At 67.9% G+C, this 24930-nt stretch carries 20 protein-coding genes; 9 read left to right on the top strand and 11 right to left on the bottom strand.

What is annotated here, in order from left to right; translation table 11 throughout:
• Positions 1-25: 25 nt before the first annotated feature.
• Together HBE63_RS11725 and HBE63_RS11720 are read left to right on the top strand one after the other, a co-directional pair.
• Positions 26-1189, top strand: coding sequence for a lipid-transfer protein (locus HBE63_RS11725; RefSeq protein ID WP_166909681.1), 1164 nt, complete (start codon positions 26-28; stop codon positions 1187-1189).
• A gap of 87 nt (positions 1190-1276) precedes the next feature.
• Positions 1277-1504 carry a DUF167 domain-containing protein gene (locus tag HBE63_RS11720; protein WP_166904898.1) on the top strand — a complete coding sequence of 76 codons (228 nt, stop codon included), beginning with the start codon at positions 1277-1279 and terminating at the stop codon, positions 1502-1504.
• Positions 1505-1771: 267 nt separating this feature from the next.
• Here the strand turns inward: HBE63_RS11720 and HBE63_RS11710 are convergent, their stop codons facing one another.
• The 3 genes from HBE63_RS11710 to HBE63_RS11700 form a co-directional block, all read right to left on the bottom strand.
• Positions 1772-3766: a phosphotransferase gene (locus tag HBE63_RS11710; protein WP_166904897.1), complete on the bottom strand. Its 1995-nt coding sequence runs from the start codon at positions 3764-3766 to the stop codon at positions 1772-1774.
• A 52-nt stretch (positions 3767-3818) separates the two neighbouring features.
• The gene (locus HBE63_RS11705) at positions 3819-5756 is read right to left on the bottom strand and encodes a primary-amine oxidase (RefSeq protein ID WP_208301350.1); all 1938 of its coding nucleotides are present in this window, start codon (positions 5754-5756) and stop codon (positions 3819-3821) included.
• 63 nt (positions 5757-5819) lie between these two features.
• Positions 5820-7331 carry a carboxylesterase/lipase family protein gene (locus HBE63_RS11700; RefSeq protein ID WP_166904896.1) on the bottom strand — a complete coding sequence of 504 codons (1512 nt, stop codon included), beginning with the start codon at positions 7329-7331 and terminating at the stop codon, positions 5820-5822.
• Positions 7332-7407: 76 nt separating this feature from the next.
• Here HBE63_RS11700 and HBE63_RS11695 point away from each other — a divergent pair, with 76 nt between their 5' ends.
• Entirely contained in the window at positions 7408-8124 is a 717-nt protein-coding gene (locus tag HBE63_RS11695; RefSeq protein ID WP_166904895.1) for a hypothetical protein, read from the top strand.
• Here the strand turns inward: HBE63_RS11695 and HBE63_RS11690 are convergent.
• Positions 8121-8462, bottom strand: coding sequence for a hypothetical protein (locus HBE63_RS11690; RefSeq protein ID WP_166904894.1), 342 nt, complete (start codon positions 8460-8462; stop codon positions 8121-8123). The genes HBE63_RS11695 and HBE63_RS11690 overlap by 4 nt on opposite strands.
• Positions 8463-8585: 123 nt before the next feature.
• Between HBE63_RS11690 and rbpA the strand changes: the two genes are divergently transcribed.
• Positions 8586-8924 (top strand): RNA polymerase-binding protein RbpA, encoded by a 339-nt coding sequence (gene rbpA, locus HBE63_RS11685; protein ID WP_166904893.1) that lies wholly within the window; start codon positions 8586-8588, stop codon positions 8922-8924.
• A 60-nt stretch (positions 8925-8984) separates the two neighbouring features.
• Here the strand turns inward: rbpA and HBE63_RS31905 are convergent, their stop codons facing one another.
• The 6 genes from HBE63_RS31905 to cobN all read right to left on the bottom strand — a co-directional run bounded on the left by HBE63_RS31905 (position 8985) and on the right by cobN (position 17911).
• Positions 8985-9794, bottom strand: coding sequence for a polyprenol monophosphomannose synthase (locus HBE63_RS31905; protein ID WP_166904892.1), 810 nt, complete (start codon positions 9792-9794; stop codon positions 8985-8987).
• Positions 9791-11728, bottom strand: coding sequence for an apolipoprotein N-acyltransferase (gene lnt / locus HBE63_RS11675; RefSeq protein ID WP_166904891.1), 1938 nt, complete (start codon positions 11726-11728; stop codon positions 9791-9793). The genes HBE63_RS31905 and lnt overlap by 4 nt, the downstream gene beginning before the upstream one ends.
• Positions 11718-13313 carry an amidohydrolase gene (locus HBE63_RS11670; RefSeq protein ID WP_166904890.1) on the bottom strand — a complete coding sequence of 532 codons (1596 nt, stop codon included), beginning with the start codon at positions 13311-13313 and terminating at the stop codon, positions 11718-11720. The genes lnt and HBE63_RS11670 overlap by 11 nt, the downstream gene beginning before the upstream one ends.
• Before the next feature lie 16 nt (positions 13314-13329).
• The gene (locus HBE63_RS11665) at positions 13330-13824 is read right to left on the bottom strand and encodes an FxsA family protein (RefSeq protein ID WP_166904889.1); all 495 of its coding nucleotides are present in this window, start codon (positions 13822-13824) and stop codon (positions 13330-13332) included.
• A 74-nt stretch (positions 13825-13898) separates the two neighbouring features.
• Positions 13899-14282 (bottom strand): PPOX class F420-dependent oxidoreductase, encoded by a 384-nt coding sequence (locus HBE63_RS11660; RefSeq protein ID WP_166904888.1) that lies wholly within the window; start codon positions 14280-14282, stop codon positions 13899-13901.
• Between the two features lie 20 nt (positions 14283-14302).
• Positions 14303-17911 (bottom strand): cobaltochelatase subunit CobN, encoded by a 3609-nt coding sequence (gene cobN / locus HBE63_RS11655; protein ID WP_166904887.1) that lies wholly within the window; start codon positions 17909-17911, stop codon positions 14303-14305.
• Positions 17912-18264: 353 nt separating this feature from the next.
• Here cobN and cobG point away from each other — a divergent pair, with 353 nt between their 5' ends.
• The 5 genes from cobG to HBE63_RS11630 all read left to right on the top strand — a co-directional run bounded on the left by cobG (position 18265) and on the right by HBE63_RS11630 (position 23362).
• Positions 18265-19383, top strand: a complete 1119-nt coding sequence (gene cobG, locus HBE63_RS11650; protein ID WP_166904886.1) for a precorrin-3B synthase — start codon at positions 18265-18267, stop codon at positions 19381-19383.
• A gap of 9 nt (positions 19384-19392) precedes the next feature.
• On the top strand, positions 19393-20019 hold the full coding sequence (locus HBE63_RS11645) for a precorrin-8X methylmutase (RefSeq protein WP_166904885.1): 627 nt from the start codon (positions 19393-19395) through the stop codon (positions 20017-20019).
• Positions 20016-21551, top strand: coding sequence for a precorrin-2 C(20)-methyltransferase (locus HBE63_RS11640; protein WP_166904884.1), 1536 nt, complete (start codon positions 20016-20018; stop codon positions 21549-21551). The genes HBE63_RS11645 and HBE63_RS11640 overlap by 4 nt, the downstream gene beginning before the upstream one ends.
• 96 nt (positions 21552-21647) lie before the next feature.
• Complete coding sequence (locus tag HBE63_RS11635; protein WP_166904883.1) at positions 21648-22304, top strand: TetR/AcrR family transcriptional regulator; 657 nt, start codon at positions 21648-21650, stop codon at positions 22302-22304.
• On the top strand, positions 22301-23362 hold the full coding sequence (locus HBE63_RS11630) for a phosphotransferase family protein (protein ID WP_166904882.1): 1062 nt from the start codon (positions 22301-22303) through the stop codon (positions 23360-23362). Before HBE63_RS11635 ends, HBE63_RS11630 begins: the two co-directional genes overlap by 4 nt.
• Here HBE63_RS11630 and HBE63_RS11625 read toward each other — a convergent pair.
• Entirely contained in the window at positions 23352-24911 is a 1560-nt protein-coding gene (locus HBE63_RS11625) for an adenylate/guanylate cyclase domain-containing protein (protein ID WP_166904881.1), read from the bottom strand. The genes HBE63_RS11630 and HBE63_RS11625 overlap by 11 nt on opposite strands.
• Between the last annotated feature and the right edge of the window lie 19 nt (positions 24912-24930).

The raw sequence follows: 24930 nt of genomic DNA, 5'->3' as shown, positions 1-24930 counted from the left end.
ACCGCTGTACATCCTCGGGGCGGGCATGCACCCGTGGGGCAAGTGGGGACGCGACTTCACCGAGTACGGCGTCGTCGCCGCCCGCGCGGCCCTGGCCGAGGCCGGCCTGGACTGGCGCCAGATCCAGCTGGTCGCCGGAGCCGACACGATCCGCAACGGCTACCCCGGCTTCATCGCCGGGTCGACGTTCGCCCAGAAACTGGGCTGGAACGGCGTTCCGGTGTCGTCCTCGTACGCGGCGTGTGCCAGCGGTTCGCAGGCGCTCCAGAGCGCTCGCGCCCAGATCCTGGCCGGTTTCTGCGACGTGGCCCTGGTCATCGGCGCCGACACGACGCCCAAGGGCGCCTTCGCACCCGTCGGCGGCGAGCGCAAGAACGATCCCGACTGGCAACGCTTCCACCTGCTCGGCGCGATGAACCCGGTGTACTTCGCCCTGCTGGCCCGGCGCCGGATGGACCTCTACGGGGCCACCTCCGAGGACTTCGCCCAGGTGAAGGTGAAGAATTCCCGGCACGGCCTGCAGAACCCGAATGCCCGCTACCACAAGGAATCCTCGGTCGAGGACGTGCTGGCCAGCCCGGTGGTGTCCGATCCGCTGCGCCAGCTCGACATCTGCGCGACCTCCGACGGTGCCGCCGCGCTGATCGTGGCCAGCAAGTCGTTTGCCGAGAAGCACCTGGGCTCCCTGGAGGGCGTCCCGTCGGTGCGCGCGATCTCGACGGTGACCCCGCGCTACCCACAGCACCTGCCCGAATTGCCGGACATCGCAACGGATTCCACCGCCGTGGTGGCCGCGCCCGAGCGGGTGTTCAAGGACCAGATCCTCGACGCCGCCTACGCCGAGGCCGGAATCGGCCCCGAGGACGTCAGCCTGGCCGAGGTGTACGACCTGTCCACCGCACTCGAGCTGGACTGGTACGAGCACCTGGGCCTGTGCGCCAAGGGTGAGGGCGAGCAGCTGCTGCGTTCTGGCGCCACCACCATCGGCGGGCGTGTCCCGGTCAACGCCTCGGGCGGTCTGGCGTGCTTCGGCGAGGCCATCCCGGCACAGGCCATCGCGCAGGTGTGCGAGCTCACCTGGCAGCTCAAGGGCCAGGCCACCGGCCGCCAGGTCGAGGGTGCGAAGGTTGGCGTCACGGCAAACCAGGGCCTGTTCGGCCACGGCTCGTCGGTGATCGTCGCGCGCTAGGCGCCTTTGCTCCGCGAGCGCGCGTGTCTGCTCTCCGACACGCCGCCCCGCGCCAGCATTTTCGCACGTTCGCGCAACGATGAAGGTATGAGCGAAAGCGTCGTCGTCCGCGTCAAACCCGGCAGCCGCAAAGGCCCGCTGGTCGAGGTCGCTGACGACGGCGCGCTCACCATCTACGTTCAGGAACGCGCCGTCGACGGCAAGGCCAACGACGCCGTCACCAAACTGCTTGCCCAGCATCTGGGTGTGCCGCGCAGCCGCGTGGAGTTGGTCTCCGGAGCGACTGCGCGGCTCAAGCGGTTTCGCATCACCTGACGGCGGCCCGGGGCCGGCCCGAGCAGATCCCACCGGTTGCCCGCGATGTCCAGGAAGACGGCGACCCACCCGACCCGCAACCTGGTCACCGACGACAGCTGCCTGCCGGTCGCCATCCGCACGCGCCAGCAGAACCCCGGTCCGCCATCGATCGCCGGAGCATGAGCAGCCTGGCCCCGACGCTGACGGCCGGCGAACGTGCGCAGAACGTCGCCTGACGATGGGGTGTCGGCAGCAGACACGCACGCTCGCGGTGCCGAGGGGCCGCTAGCCCAGATTGCGGTTCCACTCCAACCAGCCGACGCCGCTGCGCCCGTCCGCGGTGCGGACCGTCGCCCAGGCCCGCGGGAACTGACTGACCCGCCCGTCCGCGGCCACCAGCAGCACAGGCGCGTGGCCCTGGATGTCGACGGTCACCTCGAGGTCGCCGGGTTGCAGGGTCAGCGTCGTCGATACCGGCAGATCGTCGGCACCGAGCGTGTAATCCGCAGTCACCGCCTGCAATTCGACAAGCGGTTCACCCGCTCGCTGCGAATAGCCGATACCGACCGGCGGTATCCCCGGTATCCGGATGTCGACGCCGTGCAGATGGGTGCCGTCGTCGAGATGGAGGGCACTCCACACCCAGTTCATCGACCACCAGTCCCGCACGCCCCACGAGTGGTCGCGCTGGCCTGCCACACCGTTGATGTCGAAGGTCTGCTCGCCGATGCTCACCGTGCCCGAGACCGTGCACGGAATCTCATAGCGGGGCGTGATCCGGTACAGGTACGGGGTTCCCACCGTGGTCCAGGTCAGGTCCATGGTCACCGCAACCGGCCGGCCCGTCTCGCCGCGCAGCAGCGCCGCCGGATCGTCGTGGGCCTGCCCGGTACCCGATGCGGTGACGCGGTAGGTCTTGAGTGGTTCGAGCGGTTGCAGGCTCAGCTCGACGCCCTCACCCGTGATCGCTGCCGGTTCGGCCGGGGCCGCATGAAAGTCGTTGAGTGCCACGGTCGGCATCCCCGGACCGCAGAACAGCACATTGACCCAGGCTGTGTCCTGGTTCGGGATCAGGCCCAGCCGGACCCAACCGCCGAGACCCGCAGCGGTATCGGTGAAGTCGAAGTACCAGCTCTCGTTCCAGAGTTCTTCACCGGTAGGGATGTGCGGATAGTCGTCCTCGGCGGCGGGCACCAGCGGCTCCGGAACCGACGGTGGCGCAAGGATATCCAGTGCTCCGGTGTCCAGAACGTGACTGCAGTGCCGGTCGAGCATCGTCATGAACATCTGGTCGCCGCGTTCGGTACGTTCCACCAACATCGAGGAGATGATCGCCATCATCACCCCGAAGAAGCTCTGCCGACGCACCCCGTCGCGCACCTGATCGAGCGTCAGTGCCGAGTTCGTGCCGAGGGCCTGGTGATACGCCGCCAACAACGCGTCGTAGCGTGCGCGGCGCTGCTCGACGGGTAGGGCGCAGCCGATGAAGTAGGCGACGTCGGTGAACGCCGGCCCCTTGGTGACCGTCTGCCAGTCGACCACGGTCAGGGTCCGGTCGGCGCCCGCGTCGCCGAACAGCATGTTGTCGAGCCGATAGTCACCGTGCACCAGACCCTGCGGCCGCTCGGACGCGCCCTCGTCGGCCAGGTATGCGTCGAAACTCTCGACGAGCCGGTCACACACGTGGCGCTGTTCCGGCGTGATCAGGCCCGCGTAGCGGTCGGCGAATGCCGCATACAAGCCGGCTATCAGGGCCTGGTTGATCGGTGCCTCACGGTTGAGCCACTCGGCCTGGTTCAAGGCCTCGGCGCCGGCCACCGATCCGTGCACACGACCCAGCTCGGTGAGCGCCACCGAAGCCTGTTCGGCTGTCGCGCCGCGGATCTCGTCACCGACGACAGCCGGTATCGCGTCGCCGAGCAACAGGTCGAAGGCACCGGTCTGCGGGTCGAATGCGGCGTGATAGCACGGCGCCACCGGCCCGGGGGCCAGGGCGGGTGCGATGTCGGCGTAGAACCGGACCTCACGTTCGTAGAGTCCCATCGCCAGCCCGGTCTGGCGGCTGTTGGGATCGGTGGCGGCCACCTTCAGCACGACCGACGCCGGCCCGTCCGCCGCCTCGGCGTAGCTCAGCGAGACCCGGTAGCACTCGCTCATCTGGCCGGTTCCGATCCGCTCGAAACTGAATCCGCTGATCTGGCCGGTGCCCAGGGCGGTGGTCAGCCAGTCGCAGGTCAGGTCTTCGGGACGGTCCAGGACAGCGGTCTGAGTCGGTTGCACACAGGCAACCTAGCAGTGTTCCGCGTCACATATGACAGGTGTCAACTAATAACTAGTGGTGTGCCGCTTTGGCATGACCGTGGGCACAGGAGGCCGGCGGTACGGCCGCCACGTCCAGCGCCGGGTTGCGGTCGAAGAACCCGAAAGGCTTGAGCCAGAACGACACCACGTCCACCGGCATCACCGGCCAGTCCTCCGGACGGGTGATGTGGTGGATACCGAACACGTACCACAGCACCACGTCGGTGTTGTCGATCGTCCGGTCAGCCTTCGTCCACTCGCCCAACCCGGTGTCGGCCACCGACTGGTTGACGAACTCCCCCGCCGGCCAGCGTTCCTCCGGTCGGTTCGGGGTCACCCACAGCGTGTGGGCGATGACATTGGCGCGTTGCAGCACCGGCGAGGACGGGTCGAACATCGCCGGGATCGCCCCGGTGGGCACCAGCTTGTACGACGGGTGCGTCCCCAGGCCATTGACGACGTTGGTGTTGACCACCTTCCAGGCCCGCTGGGTGGCGAAGTTGACGTCCTGCTTGCCCTCCTGTTCGGTGCGCAGCGCCTGATTGCGCACCACCAGCGACAGGCCGTACGGATTGTCCGGACTGATCGGTTCCGCGTACGACTCGGTCATGTAGACCGTGTTGTCGGTGCCGTCGACATCCAGGTCCAACCGGGCGATCAGGAAGTGCTGATGGAACGGTGCGTACGTGCGCTCGTCGACGAGCGTACCGTTCTTCGGGGTCGCCCCGGCCGGGAACGGTGTGGTGACCATGATCCCGGTGGCGCGCACCTCGCACTCGATGTTGCCGTCCTGGTAGAGGCGCCAGTACACCAGATACTCGTAGTTGGCGACGGTGACGTGGAATGACAGTGTGAGCCTGCGCATCCGGCGCACCTCAGCACCCGCGTCGTGGTCGACGTGCTTCCACAGCACGGCGTTGTCTTCCTCGTGGATACAGATCGCGTTGGTGATCGTGTACGGCTCGCCGGTGCTGTTGTGCAGAACCGCGTCCAGATAACGGATCTCACCGAGGCAGTCGCAGCCGAGCTCCAACGAGGTGGTCATGAACCCCAGGCCCCACTCGCCGATGTCGAACGCGGTGCGCCGGTAGTGATCGACCGAGGAGTCCCGATACGGTACCACCATCTCGGCGAATGACATCCGGTGGGCCACTGAGCGATTGATCTCACCGTCGCGGTACCGCACCGTGTGCAGCGTCATCCCCTCGCGGTGGTTGAAGCCGACCCGCAACGACCAGTTCTGCCACTGCAGCAGGTTGCCGTCCAACGTGAACGACGGACCTTCGGGCTGGGTGATGTCCAGCGCCTTGAGCGGTTCCCGGCGCCAGGCCGCACGGACCCGCTCCGGGATGTGGTGCGGCACGTATTCGCCCATCACATCCGGATTTTCAGAACTGCCGTCATCTTCGACCCGCAGCACCTCCATGCTGTTGATGTCGATCACGCAATGCAGACCGCTGACCGGATGGGCGTAAGGATTGGCGCCCGCAGCCTGCTTGTACCAGGTGTCCGACCAGCCGATCCGCCGGTCACGGTATTCGGGAGGGGCGACCGCGTCCCCGTAGGTCCAGGTGTCCATGAACACGTTGTCCAGGTCGGTGATACCGCGTTTCGCCAGCGCGGCGATCACCTCGGGGTGCCGGCGCAGCACCTCGTCGCATTCGACGAACTCGTCGACGGTGAAGTTGGCCTGCACGCCCGGAACATGGTCGAAGTTCTCGACGCGGTCCTCGGTCAGCGACACCACGCCCTTGTAGGTGGCGTTCGCTGCCCTCTCCAGGCAGATCACGGCCGCCCGCCGGGCCGGTGCGGCGCCACCGCCGTCGAACGCGGCCAATTCGGTCTTGGACGGTTCGACGAGCTCCACCGAGGCAACCCGCCAGCCCTCCCCGACCCCGTGCTCACGCCGCAATATCGCTGCCACCGCGCGAAACTCGTCGGCGGACAGCGGATCCAGAGGATGGTGCACACCGGTTACGCAACCACACCGGGGGATTCCCTGCAGCAAATCGCTCAGAGTGAAGTCACGAACTCAGCGCTCGGCGAGGGTGAACCCTTCCCATGCCTGGCGTCGCACCGATCGGGGGTCGTATTCGACGCGGGGCTTACGGTCGAACACGAACACCGCGCGGTCATCGCTGTCATAGGCCGGCCAGCCCGCGCCCGGCTCCCCGGACCGGCTGAACTCCCGCCACCGACGCTGCACGTCTCGGCTGACCCGCCGGGCTGACGTGCGGTCACCCACGGCGGTCAGCAGTGCGCCGTATGTCGTGTGGTACGTGTCGAACACGGCCAGCAGTTCCATCGCGTGCGTCGCTCCGAGCCCCGCCCAGTGCAGCGTGCGGGGCGCGTAGTCGTAGCGGTACACGTAGGTGGGCGCATGCCTGCTGTGCGCCTCGGCGATCTGCCAGGTGGCCGAGGCGAACGCGAAATCACCACCGAGCCGCACACAGGCCGCGCTGCTCGGATAGTCCGGATAGGCCGCGACGATCCGGCGGCGGTCCTCGGGATCGGTACGGGCGAACAACTTTTCGATCATCGGCTCATTGGTCGGCAGCAGCGGGAGGAACCGGGTGAACAGCCGGCCCTCGTCGGCGTTGTTGCCGACGATCAACGGCACCCGGTGTGCGCTGCCCTCGGCCATCGCCGTCACCGGATCGACCGGCAGGTACTCGGTGCCGAACGTCGGGCCGACCGGAAACGCCCCCGGCATGTCCGTCTGTCCACGCATGATCAGTGATTCCAGGGCCCGGCCCAGGTCCGCGGGCCGGGCGGACATGAGCGCGCCGACCGCCGATCCCCCATCGGGACTGACCAATTCGGCGAGCTGATCCGCGAGCCGGGCCGCGGCATCCATGGAGCTGACCATCCCGCTGGCCGGGCTCTCCGAGATCACCTGAGCGAACAGTCCTTCGGCCTCCGGCACCGCGAGCAGTGTCGCGACTGCGTGGGCGCCCGCACTCTCCCCGAAGATCGTGACGTTGTCCGGATCCCCGCCGAACACTGCCGCGTTGTCCCGTACCCAGCGCAAAGCGAGCACCAGATCACGCAGGAACAGATTGTCCTCGATCGGATGTTCCGGCGTCGACAGCGACGACAGCTCGACACATCCGAGCATGCCGAGCCGGTAGTTGACCGAGACGAACACACAACCGCGACGAGCCAGCGCGGCACCGTCATAGACCGGCGTGGCCGAGCTGCCCATGATGTAGCCACCGCCGTGCACGAAGAACATCACCGGCAGTGGCCCATCGGAGCCCGGCTTTTCCGGCGCCACCACATTGAGCGTCAGGCAGTCCTCGCTCATCGGCTGGTGCTTGCCCACACCGACGAGCGTGTAGCGGCGTTGCTGGGGCGCGCAGTAACCGAACCCGTGGCAGTAGCGCACGCCCGGCCATGGCTCGGCGGGTTCGGGTGCCCGCAGACGCAGCGGTCCGACCGGGGGTTTGGCGTAAGGGATGGAACGCCAACGGTGTACGCCGTCGCGCGTGAACCCCTCGACGATGCCGGTACTGATCTTTGCCCGGACAGTCCGCTCGTGCATAGAACGACCGTATCGAACAACACGACTGGGGGCGGACAGGCGGTAGGCGTGGCACGCGACCGCTAGCCTTGCGGGTATGCGAATCGCTGTGACTGTTGGGGCTGCTGCGCTTCTGGCGGCGCTCCTGGCGGCCTGCTCACCGGGAGGGGGGCACGAGACGCAGCCGAACTCGCAGCCCCGGATGTCGATGCCGGCAGGGGCCCCGCACACCAAGACCACCACGTCCACCCCGACGACGACCTCGCCACTGCCCACCACGGCACCGGCCCCCGGCACCCCGATGAACCGGGTGATCAAGTGGGTCGAGGCCGGCACCCCGGCCGATCCATCGGGTTTCCACACCGCGACCCGCGAGGGCCAGTCCACCAATCTCGGCGAGGATGTCGCATTCGTGGTGCCCTCGGGCACCGCGCGCTGTGCCACCGACAAGAACGTCGAAGGCCAACTGGCGTGCCTGATCAAGGCCGACGGTCTCCCCTCGAAGCCGTCGGACGTCGAGGGCCAGTGGATTCCCGGCTGGGTGGATTTCGCCGGGGAGACGGTGGATATCGGCTCACTGCACGGAGACCCGGGCCGGTTCAACTACGGCGATGGCGCGCAACTGGCCGCGGGCAAGTCGCTGGCCTTCGGTGACTACCGGTGCCGGGCCGATGACACCACGTTGGTGTGCGTCAACTACGCGCACCAGTCCGCGGTGCTGCTGAACTCGTCGGGCGTCGAACCACTGGGCTGTCTCAAGCCGGTCCCCCCGCCGGTGGGCGTCGGGCGCCAGCTCGGCTGCCCGCCCGACTAACGCCAGCCGTCGGCGGCCTTGGCGGCCTGCAAGAGCGCGTCACACAATTTGCGCAACTCGTCGGCCCCGGCGCCCTCGTCGACCGCGATCGCGACATCCTCGGCCGCACACCTGACCTGATACACCCGGTCGGACAGTTGGGCGGCCTCGTCGGCGGTGAGCACCACCGAATCCGGCGCCAGCGAGGTGCCCTTCACCATGGCGCGTTGTTCGTAGGCCCGCTGCCGGCAGGATTGCCTGCAGTACTGGCGGCGGCGGCCCATCTGTGCATCGGCGACCTGGCGCCCGCACCACCGACACGGCTGTGGACGGTCGCGTCTGCGGTTCCCGATCGCCATGGGTCACGACTGTAGACGGCCCTGCGCCGTGACCCGCGTATCATCAATGGTCGAGTCGGGAACTTGGCAACGCCGTGCAGCGTTGATATATCCGGACAAAACGCCGAACAAGGAGTGTTGACGATGGCTGATCGCGTCCTGAGAGGCAGTCGCCTCGGAGCCGTGAGCTACGAGACCGACCGCAACCACGACCTTGCGCCGCGTCAGGTCGCGCGCTACCGCACCGACAACGGCGAAGAGTTCGACGTACCGTTCGCCGACGACGCCGAGATTCCCGGCACCTGGCCGTGCAAGAACGGCATGGAAGGCACCCTGATCGACGGTGACGTGCCGGAGCCGAAGAAGGTCAAGCCACCGCGTACCCACTGGGACATGCTGCTGGAGCGTCGCTCCGTCGAGGAGCTCGAAGAGCTGCTCAAGGAGCGCCTCGACCTGATCAAGACCAAGCGTCGCGGCAGCTGAAGCGAATAAAAACCGCGGCCATGCCCTGTGGGCATGGCCGCGGTTTTTTTGCGTCGCCGACTAGTTGCGCACCACGCCCCTGGCGCGGTCCAAGCGCCCACGGATCCCCCACTCCGCGACCTTGAACATCGCCTCGCGGATGTTGGAACCACTCATCTTGGAGACCCCGAGCTCACGTTCGGTGAACGTGATGGGCACCTCGACGACCTTGAACCCGTTGTTGATCGCACGCCAGGTCAGATCGATCTGGAAGCAGTAGCCCTTGGAATCCACCGCAGACAGGTCGATCTTCTCCAGCACCTCGCGCCGGTACGCGCGGTACCCGGCGGTGATGTCATGGATTCCGACACCCAGCAGGAGCCGCGAGTAGGTGTTGGCGGTCTTCGACAGCACCAGCCGTCGGACCGGCCAGTTGCGCACCGTGCCGCCGGAGACATAGCGCGAACCGATGGCCAGGTCCGCACCGGCGTCAACCGCATCCAGCAGCCGCTGCAATTCCTCCGGCGCGTGACTGCCGTCGGCATCCATCTCGACCAGGACCGAGTACCCGCGGCCCAGCCCCCAGGCAAAACCGGCCAGGTAGGCCGCACCCAGACCCGCTTTGCTGGTCCGGTGCATCACGTGCACCCGATCGGGGTCGGCCAGGGCCAGCTCATCCGCCAGCTTGCCGGTGCCGTCGGGGCTGCCGTCGTCGACCACCAGGATGTGCACCTCGGGGCTGGCGTGGTGCACACGCCCGACGATCAGCGGCAGATTCTCCCGCTCGTTGTAGGTGGGAATGATCACCAGGGTGCGCTGACTCGGGCGTTCACCGTCCCGGCGAGGGCTGGATTCCCCCGGCCGCTGCGCTCCGTCACCAGGGACTGTCATGTGGCTCCTTCTCGTCGCGGGCCTTCGCCGGTGCGACGCCTCAACATTCTTTGCACGAACCCTCCATTGTGCAGTATTGCGGCGAGCAACGCCCCAATTCCAATCGTGACCAGCACCACCTGCAAAGTGGGTCCCCACTCGGTGGCGGGTGTCAGCTCTGATTTCAGCCTGATCTGACTGTCCAGATAGGCGGGCTGGAAGAACTCGGTGCGAGCCAGCTCACGTCCGTCCGGCGCGATCACCGCACTGATCCCGGTGGTACCGGCGACCACGACGTAGCGATCGTGCTCGACGGCCCGCAGTTTGCCGAACGCCAACTGTTGAGCGCTCATGTTCTCGTCGAACGTCGCGTTGTTGGTGGGCACCGTCAGCACCTGGGCGCCGCTGAGTACCGATTCCCGCGCCGCCCGGTCGAAGATCACCTCCCAGCAGGTGGTCACCCCGATCGGTACGCCGGCCGCGTGCACGACACCGTTGCCCTCACCCGGCACGAAGTAGCCGGCCCGGTCCGCATACGACGACAGGTGCCGGAAGAAACTGCGCCACGGCAGGTACTCGCCGAAGGGCTGCACGATCTTCTTGTCGTGACGCTCACCCGGCCCGTGTTCGGGATCCCAGACGATCACGGTGTTGGAGGCCACCGGGTTGTCCGCGGTGTAGCCGTCAGCCTTGGTGACGGCCCCGACGAGGATCGGCGCGCCGATGGCGTCGGCCGCCGCGGTGATCTGTGCCGCGGCGTCGGCGTTGGCCAAAGGATCGATGTCGGAGGCGTTCTCGGGCCAGACCACGAACATCGGCTGAGGCGCTTTCCCCGCGCGCACGTCGTCGGCCAGTCGCTGCGTCTCTTTCACGTGGTTGTCGAGCACCGCACGGCGCTGGGCGTTGAACTCCAGGCCGAGCCGGGGCACATTGCCCTGCACAGCGGCCACGGTGACGGTCTGCTCATCGCCCGCACCGGTCCCGGAATGACGGACCTGCGGCCACAGCAGCGCGGTGGCCATCAGCACCACCGTGATGCTCAGACCGGGCAGCATGACCGCGGGCGCCGGAAAGCCCGGCTTGTGTCCGTGACGCCACCACTGAACGATCTCGTACGCCAGCAGCGTCGCGCTGAACCCGACGAGCGCCACCGCCAACGACACCAGCGGCGCGCCACCCCAACGCGCGATGGCCAGCAATGGTCCGTTCGTCTGACCGAACCCGACCACGCCCCAAGGAAATCCGCCGAACGGGACCGTTGATTTGAGCCACTCCTGGGTGACCCAGAGCGCGGCGAACCACAACGGCCACCCGGGCAACCGCCTGACCACGACCGCCGACAGGCCGAAGAGCCCGCAGAACAGCGCCTCCATGGCGGCCAGGACCAGCCATGGCATCGCGCCGACCAGGCCGCTGATCCATGGCAGTAGCGGGATATAGAACGCAAGGCCGAACAGGAACCCGTAGCCGAAGCCTCCGGCGCGGGTGGTGGAGCGCAGGGTCAGCACCCAGCCGATCAACGCCAGCCCGACGAACGCCGCCCACCACCAACCGGTCGGTGGGTAGCTCAGGCACAACGCGAGTCCGCCGCCGACCGCCGCGCTCAACTGTGCCCACCGTACTGCGGCGGCCCGCCCGAACCGGGACGCCCAGACGCCCACCACGGACCAACGGTCCGGCGTGCCCGCCGCGGTCAGGCGATACCCACGGTCCTCGGGATCGTCGTCGGGATCGACGTCGGCCACCGGATCGCCGGTGACGCCCTCGTCCAGTTCGTCGAAGGACTCGTCGTCAAGCACGTCGAGTTCGGCGAGTTCGTCGTCCTCGATGGCCGGGATCACGTCGGTAATCTCGTTCGGCTTCGGCCGCGAGCGGCCCAAACCGTCGAGTCGCGAGCGGCCCAAACCGTCGGCCCGCGGACGGCCGGGCCGGTCTGTGGGACGGTCACTGCCCATGGATGACGACACCCCGGTGAACGGTCTGGCGGCAGCGCGGCAGCTCCGCATCAGCGGCCAGTCGCGGCAGGGCGGGCACCCGTGAACGCGGGTCGGTGGACCACCGCTGGACGGCGTTGGCCGGCGCGCTGACCTCCAGGTCGTCGGCCTCCCAGACCGCGTAACTGGCCGGGGCACCAGGGGTGAGTGTTCCGGTGATGCCGTCGCGCACCCCGCCGGCCCGCCAACCTCCGCGGGTGGCCGCAGCGAACGCTGCACGAGCCGAAATGGCGCTGCCAGCGCTGCGATGTGACACCGCGGCACGCACGGTCTGCCAGGGATTCATGCTGGTGACCGGGGTGTCTGAGCCGAAGGCGAGGGGCACGCCTTCGGATGCTAACAGCGCAAACGGGTTGAGCTGGTGAACTCGGTCAAGCCCGAGACGCTGGGCGTACATGCCGGCTTCGCCGCCCCACAGCGCATCGAAGTTGGGTTGCATGCTCGCCATCACACCCCAGGCCCCCAAACGGACGGCCTGCTCGGCGTTGACCATCTCCAGATGCTCCAGACGGTGCCCGCAGCGGGCCACGGCCGGGCCGCCCAGCCGCTGCACCACGGCTTCGAAACCCTCGACGACCGCGGCGACGGCGGCATCGCCGATCACGTGGAATCCGGCCGGGATTCCAGCCTCCGTACAGGCCTGCACATGCGTGGTGACGGCGCCGGCGTCGAGGTAACGGTTGCCGCAGGTGTCGGGAGCGTCATGGTAGGGCTCGTGAAGCCATGCGGTGTGTGAGCCGAGGGCGCCGTCGACGAACAGGTCTCCGGCCAGGCCACGCGCCCCGGTCTCGATGATCAGGTGGCGTGCGTGCTCGGCGTCGTGGGCCGCCTCGCCCCAATAACCCACGACCTCGACACCGTGCTCGAGAGCCTGCAACTCCTGCCAGTCAAGGAGGCCGCCGATCTGTGGCCCCGCACATTCGTGGACCGCGGCAATCCCCATCGCGGCCGCGTGATCGAGCGCCGCAACACGGGCGTCGTGCCGTTGCTGCGGGGTCAGCTGCTCACGCGCAGCCGCACGGACCAGATGATGCGCCTCGGCGCTCAGCGGGCGTCGCGGATCGAACCCGGCGGCCTCGGCCAGCGCGGGCACCAGCCGGCGCAGTGCGGTGGTGGCGGCGGCCGAATGCACGTCGACCCGGGCCAGATAGGCGGGCCGGTTCCCCAGCACGCCGTCCAAGTCGGCGGTGCGCGGTGGGGTTTGGTCGGGCCAGCCCGACTCGTCCCATCCGTGCCCCCACACCGGCCCGTCCGGACATCGCCGGGCGTATTCGTCCACCAGTCGCAGGCAGTGTGACAGCGAGGTGGCCCCACGCAGGTCCAGGCCGTGCAGATTGAGCCCGGTGGCGGTCAGATGCACATGACTGTCGACGAATGCCGGGGCGACGAACCCGCCGTCGAGGTCGACGATCTCCGCTTCGGGAAACTGTGACCGGCCGACGTCGTCGGTACCCAGCCACGCCACTACCCCGCCGCGCACGGCGAGTGCCGTCGCGTCGGGATAGCTGGGGCTGTGGATGCGCCCGTTGATCAGAAGTGTGGTCAAGCTGTTTCGGGGGCTGTTAGGCCTTGGGAGGCAGGCGGTACGGGTCGATGTCATTGACGTCGATTACTTCGCCGTCAATGTAGTCGCCTGTCCCGTGTCGATAACCGGCGGCACCGGTCGCTGCACCGAATCCGGCGGGCGCGGCGACGATGAGTGGCATCCGCCGGGCGACCAGGCCCGTGAGCACCGGCCGGGCGGCCGCCCGCGTGAGCGGCAGCAGCAACAGTGCGCCGACGGCCGAGCTGGCCAGTCCGGGAATCACCACCAACACGGTGCCCAACGCCACCAGCACGCTGTCGGACACTGCACTCTGCGGATCGGACAGGCCGCCGGACAGTCCCGTGCGCAGCCGGCGGATGTGCCGATTGAGCTGTGAACCCGCCAGCACCAGCCCGATCACGAACGTCGCCAACAGCAACAACACGGTGTAGCCGAACCCGATGGTCGCCACCAGGGCGACCATCACCGCCATCTCTACCAGGAGATAGATCAGAAACAGCCGCTTTGCCATGTTCTGTCAACGATTTTGCGGGTGATTCGGTTCCTGCCCGGGTGCCGGGGCGTCGAAAGTAGGTGCCATTCCGGTCAGTTCACCGGTTTGAGCAGGATCGAAACATTGTTCTGCATTCCGCCACGCAGCTTGGAGAACAGGTTGAACGTCTTGCCCAGCAGTCCGTACCGCTTGCCGATCGCGTCGTAGGTGGCGCCGTTGGCGGATTTGGGCAGGATCTCGGCGACAGCCTCGACCGCCTCGCTCTTCGGATTGCCGCGCACGTCACACACCGCCAGCGTGACCCGCGGGGTGTTGCGGATCCGTTTGACCTTCCAGGACGTCTCCTGGGTGATCACGACCAGTCCCTCGGCCGACGCTGCGGCCCAGATCGCGGTCGGCTTGGGCCTGCCGTCCTTGGTGAAGGTGGTCAGCAGAACGTAGTTGGCCTTGGCGACATCGGCGAAGGTGAGAGCCATGCGGTGAATCTACTGTGCGCTCAGCCTTCCAGCTCACCCTCGGTTTCCAGCAACACCTGCCGCAACCCGTCGAGAGTCGCCTGCTCGGGTTCGGCCCACATGCCGCGACCCGCAGCCTCCAGCAGGCGCTCGGCCATGCCGTGCAGTGCCCACGGATTGGATTCGGACATGAACTTGCGGTTCTCGTCGTCGAGCACATATTCAGCCGAGAGCCGTTCGTACATCCAGTCGGCCATCACATGTGCGGTGGCGTCATACCCGAACAGATAGTCGACCGTGGCGGCCATCTCGAAGGCGCCCTTGTAGCCGTGCCGGCGCATCGCGGTGATCCAGCGTGGGTTGACCACCCGGGCCCGGAAGACGCGATTGGTCTCCTCCGACAAGGTGCGGGTGCGGACCGCGTCGGGCCGCGTGTTGTCGCCGATGTACGCCGCCGGGGCCTGCCCGGTCAGCGCCCGCACCGTCGCGACCATGCCGCCGTGATACTGGAAGTAGTCGTCGGAATCGGCGATGTCGTGTTCACGGGTGTCGGTGTTCTTGGCTGCCACCGCGATTCGCCGGTAGGCCCGGTTCATGTCATCGGCGGCGGGTGCGCCGTCGAGCCCGCGACCATAGGCGAATCCGCCCCAGGCCGTGTACACCTCGGCCAGGTCGGCGTCATCGCGCCAGTTGCGGCTGTCGATCAGCTGCAACAGGCCGGCCCCGTAGGTGCCCGGCTTGGAACCGAAAATCCTTGTGGTGGATCGTCTTTGATCGCCATGCTCGGCCAGGTCGGCTTGGGAATGGGCCCGCACATAATTGTCTTCGGGCGATTCGTCGAGGCCGGCCACCAACGCCACGGCATCGTCGAGCATCGTGACCACGTGCGGGAATGCGTCGCGGAAGAACCCCGAGATACGCACCGTGACGTCGATGCGCGGCCGGCCGAGTTCGGCCAGGCCGATCGGCTCCAGGTTGACCACCCGGCGTGACGCGTCGTCCCACACCGGCCGCACTCCCAGCAGGGCGAGCACTTCGGCGATGTCGTCACCGGCGGTGCGCATGGCCGATGTGCCCCACACCGACAGGCCGACCGACTGGGGCCAGCGGCCGTAGTCGGTGCGGTAGCGATCCAACAGTGAATCCGCCATCGCCACACCGGTTTCCCAGGCCAGCCGGGACGGCACCGCCTTGGGGTCCACCGAGTAGAAGTTGCGGCCGGTGGGCAGCACGTTGACCAGGCCGCGCAACGGTGAGCCGGACGGCCCGGAGGCGATGAAGCCGCCGGCCAGCGCGCGCAGCACCTGGTCGATCTCGCCTGCGGTTCCGGCCAGCCGCGGCACCACCTCGTTCGCGGCGAAGCGCAGGATGCGGGCCACCTCGGGGTTGTCGGTGATCCGGTCCACCGCAGCAGCGTCCCAACCGGATTCCTGCAGCGCGGCGACCAGTTCGCGGGCGCCGGCCTCCGCGGCGTCGACCGCTGCGCGGTCGTCACTGCCATCTTCGGTCAGGCCCAGCGCCTGACGTAGCCCGGGCACCGTCTGCTCACCGCCGAACAGCTGCCGGGCCCGCAGGATCGCCAGCACCAGGTCGAGTTCGCCCGCGCCGGTGGGTTTCTGCCCCAGCACATGGAGGCCGTCACGAATCTGGACGTCCTTGATCTCGCACAGCCAGCCGTCGACGTGCAGCAGCATGTCGTCGAACGACTCCTCGTCGGGGCGATCTTCCAGCCCCAGGTCGTGGTCCATCTTGGCGGCACGCATCAACGTCCAGATCTGCTGGCGGATGGCCGGCAGCTTGCCCGGATCGAGCGCCGAGACGTTGGCGTGCTCATCGAGCAGCTGCTCGAGTTTGGCGATGTCGCCGTATGTTTCGGCGCGGGCCATCGGTGGGATGAGGTGATCGATCAGGGTTGCATGCGCCCGGCGCTTGGCCTGGGTGCCCTCCCCCGGATCGTTGACCAGGAACGGGTAGATCAACGGCAGATCGCCGAGGGCGGCGTCAGTGCCGCAGGCCGCGCTCATGCCGAGCGTCTTGCCGGGCAGCCATTCCAGGTTGCCGTGCTTGCCCAGGTGCACCACGGCGTCAGCCTTGAATGAGCCCGGGAACGAGGAGTCCAGCCAGCGGTAGGCGGCCAGGTAATGGTGGCTGGGCGGCAGGTCAGGGTCGTGGTAGATGGCCACCGGGTTCTCCCCGAAACCGCGGGGCGGCTGCACGATCAGCACGACGTTGCCGGCCTGGATGGCCGCGATGACGATCTCGCCGTCGGGGTCGTGGCTGCGGTCGACGAAGAGCTCACCCGGTGGCGGGCCCCAATGCTTCACGACGGCATCGGCGAGTTCGCCGGGCAGCGTCGCGAACCAGGCGCGGTAGTCCTTGGCGGGGACCCGAATCGGATTGGCGGCCAACGCCTCGTCGGTCAGCCAATCCGGATCCTGCCCGCCACGCTCGATGAGGGAGTGGATGAGCGCGTCCCCGTCGCCGGAGTCGACGATGGTCGCGAGGTCGCCGGGGGCTGTGGCCTCGCCGATGTCGTAACCGGCGTCGCGCATGGTGCGCAGCAGTGCGACCGCACTGGCCGGGGTATCCAGACCGACGGCATTGCCGATGCGGGCATGCTTGGTGGGGTATGCCGAAAACATCAGGGCTACACGCTTTTCCGCTGCCGGGATGGCACGCAAACGGGCGTGGCGTACGGCCAGACCGGCTACCCGCGCACAACGCTCGGGATCGGCGACGTAGGAGATCAGCCCTTCGGAGTCGATCTCCTTGAAGGAGAAGGGCACGGTGATGATGCGCCCGTCGAACTCGGGCACGGCGACCTGGGTGGCCACGTCCAGTGGCGACATTCCGTCGTCGTTATCCGACCACTGGTCCCGCGAACTGGTCAGGCACAGTCCCTGCAGGATCGGAATATCCAGTGCGGCAAGGTGAGCGACGTTCCATGAATCATCGTTGCCACCCGCCCCGACGTCCGCGGGGGTGGCGCCGCCGGCCGCAAGCACCGTCGTGATCAGCGCATCCGTGGTGCCGAGCAGCTCGAGGAGTTCGGGTTCAGCAGTGCGCAGGGAGGCGCAGAACACCGGCAACGCGCGCCCGCCGGCGTGCTCGATGGCGGCGCACAGCGCCTCGACGTAGCCGGTGTTCCCGGCCAGTTGCTGCGCGCGGTAGTAGAGGACAGCCACCGTCGGTCCAGCAGCGGCGGCGACGGCGGGGCGCTCCAGGACACCCCAACTGGGCGTGGCCACCGGGGCGGCGAAGCCGAATCCGGTCATCAGCAGGGTGTCGGAAAGGAAATGATAAAGATTTTCGAGGTTGTTTATGCCGCCCTGGGCCAGGTAGATGTGGGTTTGCAGGGCGGCGCCCTGGGGGGCGGTCGAATGCCCCATCAACTCGGCGTCGGGCGACTGCTCGCCGCTGACCACCACGGTCGGCAGGCCGCTGGCCACCACGGTGTCGATGCCGTCCTGCCAGGCCCGGTAGCCGCCGAGAATGCGGATCACCGCGATGTCAGCACCGTCGAGAAGCTCCTCGAGCTCACCGCTGACCAGCCGCGACGGGTTGGCCCAGCGATACCGGGCCCCGCTTGCGCGGGCAGTGATCAGATCGGTGTCCGAGGTCGACAGCAGCAGGACAGTGGGAGCAAACACCCCCCATTCGTACCGCACCGGCTACCCGATCGGGGTAGCCGGTGCGTACGGACCGGCGGGGTCAGGGCTGGGTTTCGCCGAAGCGGTTGTGCCACGACTGCCGGTACGGCGAGCCCGCCGTCGCAACCAGCACCAGGACGAATGCGGCGAATACACCGAATGCAAGCATCGATCGCTCCTTTCATCAGAACCCTTGGTCAAGCTTTTCAACTTCCCAGTACCGGTGGTCCCGGGAATCCTCGTGAACGGTACGACCAACGGCGCCGAAAATCGCCGATCTGTAAGCGACCGAACAGGTTTCCGGGCCTGTGACCGATGTCACAGGAATTATCGAAAGTAAGATGGCGGGCACTATGACCAGGACCCGCGATCAGGACGCCTGCCCCGGTGCGCTCACTGTGCACCAGGCCGCCGACGGTGCCTTGGTACGGATTCGACTCCCTGGTGGGATGATCACCCCCGCCCAAATGACCGCGCTGGCGAACATTGCCGACAAATTCGGTTCTCCCGCAATGGAACTCACGTCTCGCGGCAACATCCAGATCCGGGCATTGACCGATACCGGCGGGGCGGCCACCGCGCTGGCCGACGCCGGCCTGCTGCCGTCACCGACACACGAGCGGGCCCGCAACGTCGTGGCCTCTCCCCTGTCCGGACGCTCGGGCGGCATCATCGACATCCGCCCGCTGGTCACCGAACTCGACGACGCCATCCAGGCCGACCCGGCGCTGGCCGAGCTGCCAGGTAGGTTCTGGTTCAGCCTCGACGACGGCCGCGGTGACGTGTCCGGAATCGATGCCGACGCCGGGGTCCACGCCCGCGACGACGGCACCTGTGCGTTGCTGCTGGCCGGGCGCGACACCGGAGTGCGACTGGGCACCGGCGACGCGGTGAGCACTCTCATCGAGGTGGCCAGGCGGTTCGTCAGCATCCGCGGAAAGGCCTGGCGGATAACCGAACTCGGGGATCATTCGGCCCTGTTGGACGGTCTGGCCGTCAGCGCCCCGGCAGGCGCCACCTGGCCGCCGACCGTTCAACCACCCGTCGGCTGGATTCAGCAACGTGACGGCGGCGTCACCCTGGGCGCCGGACTGCCGCTGGGTGTGTTGCAGGCCCGGACCGCCCACTTCCTGGCCGCGATCGAAGCCCCGCTGGTCATCACCCCCTGGCGTTCGGTGCTGGTGTGCGACGTCGCGGAAAACACGGCGGACGTGGCCTTACGGGTGCTGGCCCCGCTTGGGCTCGTATTCGACGAGAACTCGCCCTGGCTGCGGGTCAGCGCCTGCACCGGCCGCCCCGGATGTGCCAAGTCGGCCACCGACGTGCGTGCCGACGCAGCCGAAGCGGTCAACGCACCCACCGAGACGCACCGGCATTTCGTGGGTTGCGAGCGGGCGTGCGGCAGCCCGCCGGCCGCACAGGTCCTGGTCGCCACCGAGGACGGATACCGCCTGCGTATCACGCCCCCGTAGGGTGTTCGCGTGCTCGACTACATCCGCGACGCCGCCGAGATCTACCGGCAGTCATTCGCGACGATCCGCGCCGAGGCGAACCTGTCGCGCTTCCCCGACGATGTGTCGCGGGTGGTGGTGCGGCTGATCCACACCTGCGGTCAGGTCGATGTCGCCGATCATGTCTCCTACACCGACGATGTCGTGACCAGGGCGCATGCCGCCCTCGCCGCGGGTGCCACGATTCTGTGCGATTCGTCGATGGTCGCAGCGGGCATCACCCGCTCCCGGCTGCCCGCCGACAACGAGGTGGTCTCACTGGTGGCCGATGCCCGGGCACCTGAGCTGGCCGCGAAGCTGGGCAGCACCCGCTCCGCTGCGGCCGTCGACCTGTGGGCCGACCGACTTGGCGGCGCAGTGGTCGCGATCGGCAACGCGCCAACCGCATTGTTCCGGCTGTTGGAACTGCTCGACGAGGGCGCGCCCGTCCCGGCGGCCGTACTGGGAGGTCCGGTCGGTTTCGTCGGATCGGCACAGTCCAAGGAAGAACTGATCGACCACCCCCGGGGCATGTCCTACCTGGTGGTGACCGGCCGGCGCGGTGGCAGCGCCATGGCCGCGGCTGCCGTCAATGCGATTGCGAGTGAACGCGAGTGACTACCGATACCACCAAGCGCGGAACCCTGTATGGCGTCGGGTTGGGGCCGGGCGATCCGGAGCTCGTGACAGTCAAGGCGGCCCGGCTGATCGGTGCCGCCGACGTGGTGGCGTACCACAGCGCCAGGCACGGCCAGAGCATTGCCCGAAGTATCGCCGAGCCCTATCTGCGGGAAGGCCAGCTCGAAGAACACCTCGTCTATCCCGTCACCACCGAGACCACCGAGCATCCCGGCGGGTACGTCGGCGCAATGGAAGATTTCTATGCCGCCGCCGCCGACCGCATTGCCGTGCATCTGGAGGCCGGCCGCGACGTGGCCCTGCTGGCCGAGGGTGATCCGCTGTTCTACAGCTCCTACATGCACATGCACACCCGCCTCACCGAGCGGTTCGACGCCGTCATCGTTCCCGGCGTCACGTCGGTGAGCGCGGCCTCGGCCGCCACCGGGACTCCGCTGGTGCAGGGCGATGACGTGTTGACGATCCTGCCGGGCACCTTGCCCACCGCGGAACTGGAGCGCCGCCTGGGCGATACCGACGCGGCCGTCGTGCTGAAACTGGGCCGCTCGTACACCCGCGTGCGCGAGGCGCTGTCGTCGACCGGACGGCTGGACGAGGCGTACTACGTCGAGCGGGCCAGCACGGACCGGCAACGGGTGTCGCCGGCCCGCGAGGTGGGCGGCGGCGACGGCGAAACCGGCGGCGAGATCAAGGTGCCGTACTTCTCACTGGCGATGGTGCCGGGGCGTTCACGGTCCACGACACCGCACGGCAGCGTGGTGGTCGTGGGTCTCGGGCCGGGTGACTCGGACTGGATGACCCCGCAGAGCCGCCGCGAACTGTCCGCCGCCACCGATCTGATCGGCTACGGCCCGTACCTCGATCGCGTGGGAGCCCGTGCCGGGCAGCATCACCACCCCAGCGACAACACCGACGAGCCCGCCCGAGCCCAGTTGGCCTGCAAGCTCGCCCAGCAGGGACGCACGGTCGCAGTGGTCTCGTCGGGCGACCCTGGCGTGTTCGCGATGGCGACCGCGGTGCTCGAAGAAGCCAAGCAGTGGCCCGGCGTAGAGGTCCGGGTGATCCCCGCGATGACCGCTGCTCAGGCGGTCGCCAGCCGGGTGGGTGCCCCCCTCGGGCACGACTACGCGGTGATCTCCCTGTCCGACCGGCTGAAGCCGTGGGACGTGATCGCCGAGCGTCTCACCGCCGCGGCCAAGGCCGATCTGGCACTGGCGATCTACAACCCGGCGTCGAAGACGCGGACCTGGCAGGTGGGCGCCATGCGCGAGTTGCTGCTGGAGTACCGCGACCCGAGCACCCCGGTGGTCGTCGCACGTGCCGTCTCCGGTGCCCAGCCTGGTCCTGGCGAACGGGTGTCCGTGGTGCGACTGGCCGATCTGGATCCGGCTCAGGTGGACATGCGCACCATGTTGATCATCGGCTCGTCGCAGACGCAGTGGTACACCGGTTCGTCGTCCGGCGACGCCACCGAGGACCGGGTGTTCACCCCGCGTCAATACCCCGGCTGACCTGATCGACTGACTCGCGTCGAGATTCATTGACAGCTGTCAGAAGGACCGATAGTGTCCGGCGTCACACCCGTTGAAAATGGGAGGCCGGCCATCATGCCGACGGCACCACAGGGCGCACCCGCGCGGTCACCGGTTGACCGTCGGCAACCGCAACGCAGCGATCAGCGCCGCACCGCGATCCTGACGGCACTCGACGAACACCTGAGGCAGACCGGGTTCGACGCCCTCAATATCGCCGAGGTCGCCCGAGAGGCCGGGGTAGGACGCTCGGCCTTCTATTTCTATTTCGAGAACAAGGCCGCCGCGGTGGCCGCACTGCTCGAACCGATGCACGAAGCCCTCCTGGCGGCCAACACCATCCTGGCCAACACCGCCGAGCCGCCGCGTTCCCGGGTCCGCGACACGCTTGAGGCGGTGGCCCGGACTGCCGAGGAACACCGCTATCTGTTCCAAGCGATGTGGGAGGCCCGCGCAGCCAACAGCGCCGTGCGGGACATGTGGAACGAGGCCCGAGAGTCGTTCGTCCCCACCGTCGCCGACGTGATCGCCACCGACCGGTCCGCCGGCCGCGCTCCCGACGGCCCGGAGCCCCGAGTGCTGGCCAGCCTGCTGATGGAACTCAACGATCGTCTGGTCGAGCGGATCATCATGGGTGGGCCGCTGACCCGTCAACAATTACTGGAAGGTGCAGAAGCGATGTGGATGGGCACGATCTACGGCACGATCTGCGAAACCGGAGAAGCCCGATGACGGCCGCGGTGTCCATCCCGGGCAAACCCGCCGAGGTCACCGCCGGATGGCTGTCGCACATCTTGGGCGCCGAGGTCGATTCGGTACAGACCGCACCGATCGGGACGGGCCAGACCGGCGCCACCTACCGGGTATCGGTCACCTACCGCGACGACGCCGGCCTGCCCGGTACCTTCGCGGTAAAGCTGCCGTCGCAGGACGACGCCGTGCGTGACCGCGTCACCATCGGGTACCGCTCAGAGCACGCCTTCTACACCAATGTGGCCGACCACGTACAGATCCCGGTCCCGCAGTGTCACTACTGTGAAATCGACGGCGAAGGAGCCGATTTCGTCCTGCTCCTGGCCGATATGGCACCAGCTGAGCAAGGTGATCAGATCGCCGGATGCACACCCGCCGAGGCCACCCTGGCGGTCCAGGCACTCGCCGATCTGCACGGGCCGACCTGGGCCGACCCACAGTGGGCGAACTTCCCCGGCATCGCCATGCCCAAGCCTGAACCCGACTCCGCCAAGGGATTCGGTGACGTCGCCAAGATGGCCGCCGACATCACACTGGACAAGATCGGCGACCGCCTCAGCGCCGAGGATCAGGACACCATGCGCGCCGCCATGTCGGTCGTCACGCCGTGGCTGCTGGCCGAACCGGACCGGTTCGCCGTTCTGCACGGCGATTACCGCCTGGACAACATGCTGTTCGACCCCGACCGCACCCGGATCACCGTGGTGGACTGGCAGACTCTCGGCTCCGGCCTGCCCGCGCGCGACCTGTCGTATTTCACGGCGACCAGCCTGGATCCGACCGTCCGGGCCGCGGCCGAAGCCGACCTGGTCACGGCCTACCACGACCGGCTGCTGATCCACGGCGTGACTGGCTACGATCGCGAAACTTGTTGGCAGGATTACCGTTTGGGCATGCTGCAGGCACCGCTGATCACCGTGCTGGGCACCGCGTTCGCCAGCTCCACCGAGCGCGGCGACGACATGATGGTGGTGATGGCCCAGCGCGGCTGTCAGGCCATCCGCGAACTCGGCACGCTCGAGCTGATCAACGCCTGACCGGCGGTCCCGTGACGCGGGTGCCCGGGGTGACCCGGGCGATCCCCCGCACGATCCGAGGCATCCGCCGTGCCATCACCGCCATGGCCTGATCCGATCGACGCATCGTGGGCCTCGGACCAGGCGTCGGCACCGAGGACAGCTCCGCTTCGGGCGTTCCGGCCCGCGCACCGTGCCGATCGACCGCCAGGAGCCGCCAGGTGCCCGGCACCCCACGCAGCTCGACGTCGCCGCGGTCTTCGAAGCCGGTTCCCGAGCCCACCACCAGATCCCGGACAGTGCTCGACACCAGGATCTCCCCCGCGCCGGCCAACCCGAGGATGCGCGCCGCGATGTGGACGGCGATTCCCCCGATATCGCCGTCCATCAGCTCGCATTCGCCGGTGTGGATGCCGGCGCGGATCTCGATGCCCATGGTTTCGGTCTGATCGCGCAGCGCCTCGGCGCAGCGGATCGCCTGTGTCGGACCGTCGAATGTGGCGAGGTGTCCGTCACCGGTGCTCTTCACCACAACACCACCGAATCGACCGGTCAGGTCTGCGGTGATCTCCCCCATCCGATGCAGCACCGCCCGCCACCGCTCGTCACCGGTGGCCGCGGCGTGTTGGGTGGAGGCCACCATGTCGGTGAACAGCACCGTGCGCAGCGCGCGGTGGGACTGCGCCGGTGCGGCATGGCTGCCGGTGAGGAATTCCTCGATCTCGCTGGTGATCTCGTCGGGGTTGGCAATCCAGGGTGCATGGTCGGTGCCGTCCACCTCAAGCATCCGCGCACCCGGTATGCGGGCGGCGATATACCGCCCGCCCTGGATGGGGACCAGATCGCCGGTGGCATGGATGACCAAAGTCGGCGCCGTGATCGTCGGCAGGACCGACCGCACATCGATCCGGAACAGTGCCCCCAGCGTGGCCCGGGCCATTCCCGGGCTGGCACTCATCCGCTCGACCATCCCGAGCTGGCGCACCGAACCGGCGTCCGGGAGCAGGAGTTTAAGTGCCGCGCCGGTACCCCACTGCGAGGTGCTGGCGCGGCCGAATTCCTGAAAGGTGGCGAGCTGCCGGGTCGAGGGCGTGTAGTCCTCGCCCATCTCGGTCAGGATCCGCGCGTGCAGCTCGGACGGGTCACGGTCGAAGTCAGCCCACTCGGTGATACCGAAGTACGCGAAGGTGCCGGCGAGGATCAGGGCCTGGGTGCGTTCGGGCCGCGTCGCCGCGAACAGCATCGCCGCGGGCCCGCCCTCGCTCAACCCGAACAGAACGGCCCGGCCGAACCCCGCTGCATCCATCACGGCCTCGATCTCGGCCGCCCGTTCGTCGAGCGTGCGTACCTGCGGGACGGGGTCCGACAGCCCGACGCCGGCCTTGTCGTACAGCAGGACGCGGCAGAACGTCGAGATCCGCTCCATGAAGGCCTCGAACTCGGGCATCGTCCAGAACAGCTCCAGATGGCTGACGAACGAACCGGCGTAGACAAGGTCGACGGGCCCGTCTCCGAATACCTGGTAGGCGAGACTCAGACCGCCGCACGGTGCATATGACGTCTCCGCCACGTTCGGAGCCTACTGCTGC

This window comes from Mycobacterium sp. DL440, assembly GCF_011745145.1.
GTDB lineage: Bacteria > Actinomycetota > Actinomycetes > Mycobacteriales > Mycobacteriaceae > Mycobacterium.
This window is presented reverse-complemented; position numbering and strand designations above follow the sequence as displayed.

Excerpts from the sequence above, each read along its gene's own strand:
- HBE63_RS11690 (WP_166904894.1), bottom strand. The coding sequence starts at position 8,462 with ATGGCGATCGGGAACCGCAGACGCGACCGTCCACAGCCGTGTCGGTGG.
- HBE63_RS11700 (WP_166904896.1), bottom strand. The coding sequence starts at position 7,331 with ATGCACGAGCGGACTGTCCGGGCAAAGATCAGTACCGGCATCGTCGAG.
- HBE63_RS11660 (WP_166904888.1), bottom strand. The coding sequence starts at position 14,282 with ATGGCTCTCACCTTCGCCGATGTCGCCAAGGCCAACTACGTTCTGCTG.
- HBE63_RS11720 (WP_166904898.1), top strand. The coding sequence starts at position 1,277 with ATGAGCGAAAGCGTCGTCGTCCGCGTCAAACCCGGCAGCCGCAAAGGC.
- HBE63_RS11725 (WP_166909681.1), top strand. The coding sequence starts at position 26 with ATGCACCCGTGGGGCAAGTGGGGACGCGACTTCACCGAGTACGGCGTC.
- lnt (WP_166904891.1), bottom strand. The coding sequence starts at position 11,728 with ATGGGCAGTGACCGTCCCACAGACCGGCCCGGCCGTCCGCGGGCCGAC.
- rbpA (WP_166904893.1), top strand. The coding sequence starts at position 8,586 with ATGGCTGATCGCGTCCTGAGAGGCAGTCGCCTCGGAGCCGTGAGCTAC.
- cobG (WP_166904886.1), top strand. The coding sequence starts at position 18,265 with ATGACCAGGACCCGCGATCAGGACGCCTGCCCCGGTGCGCTCACTGTG.
- HBE63_RS11635 (WP_166904883.1), top strand. The coding sequence starts at position 21,648 with ATGCCGACGGCACCACAGGGCGCACCCGCGCGGTCACCGGTTGACCGT.
- HBE63_RS11695 (WP_166904895.1), top strand. The coding sequence starts at position 7,408 with ATGCGAATCGCTGTGACTGTTGGGGCTGCTGCGCTTCTGGCGGCGCTC.
- HBE63_RS11630 (WP_166904882.1), top strand. The coding sequence starts at position 22,301 with ATGACGGCCGCGGTGTCCATCCCGGGCAAACCCGCCGAGGTCACCGCC.
- HBE63_RS31905 (WP_166904892.1), bottom strand. The coding sequence starts at position 9,794 with ATGACAGTCCCTGGTGACGGAGCGCAGCGGCCGGGGGAATCCAGCCCT.
- HBE63_RS11665 (WP_166904889.1), bottom strand. The coding sequence starts at position 13,824 with ATGGCAAAGCGGCTGTTTCTGATCTATCTCCTGGTAGAGATGGCGGTG.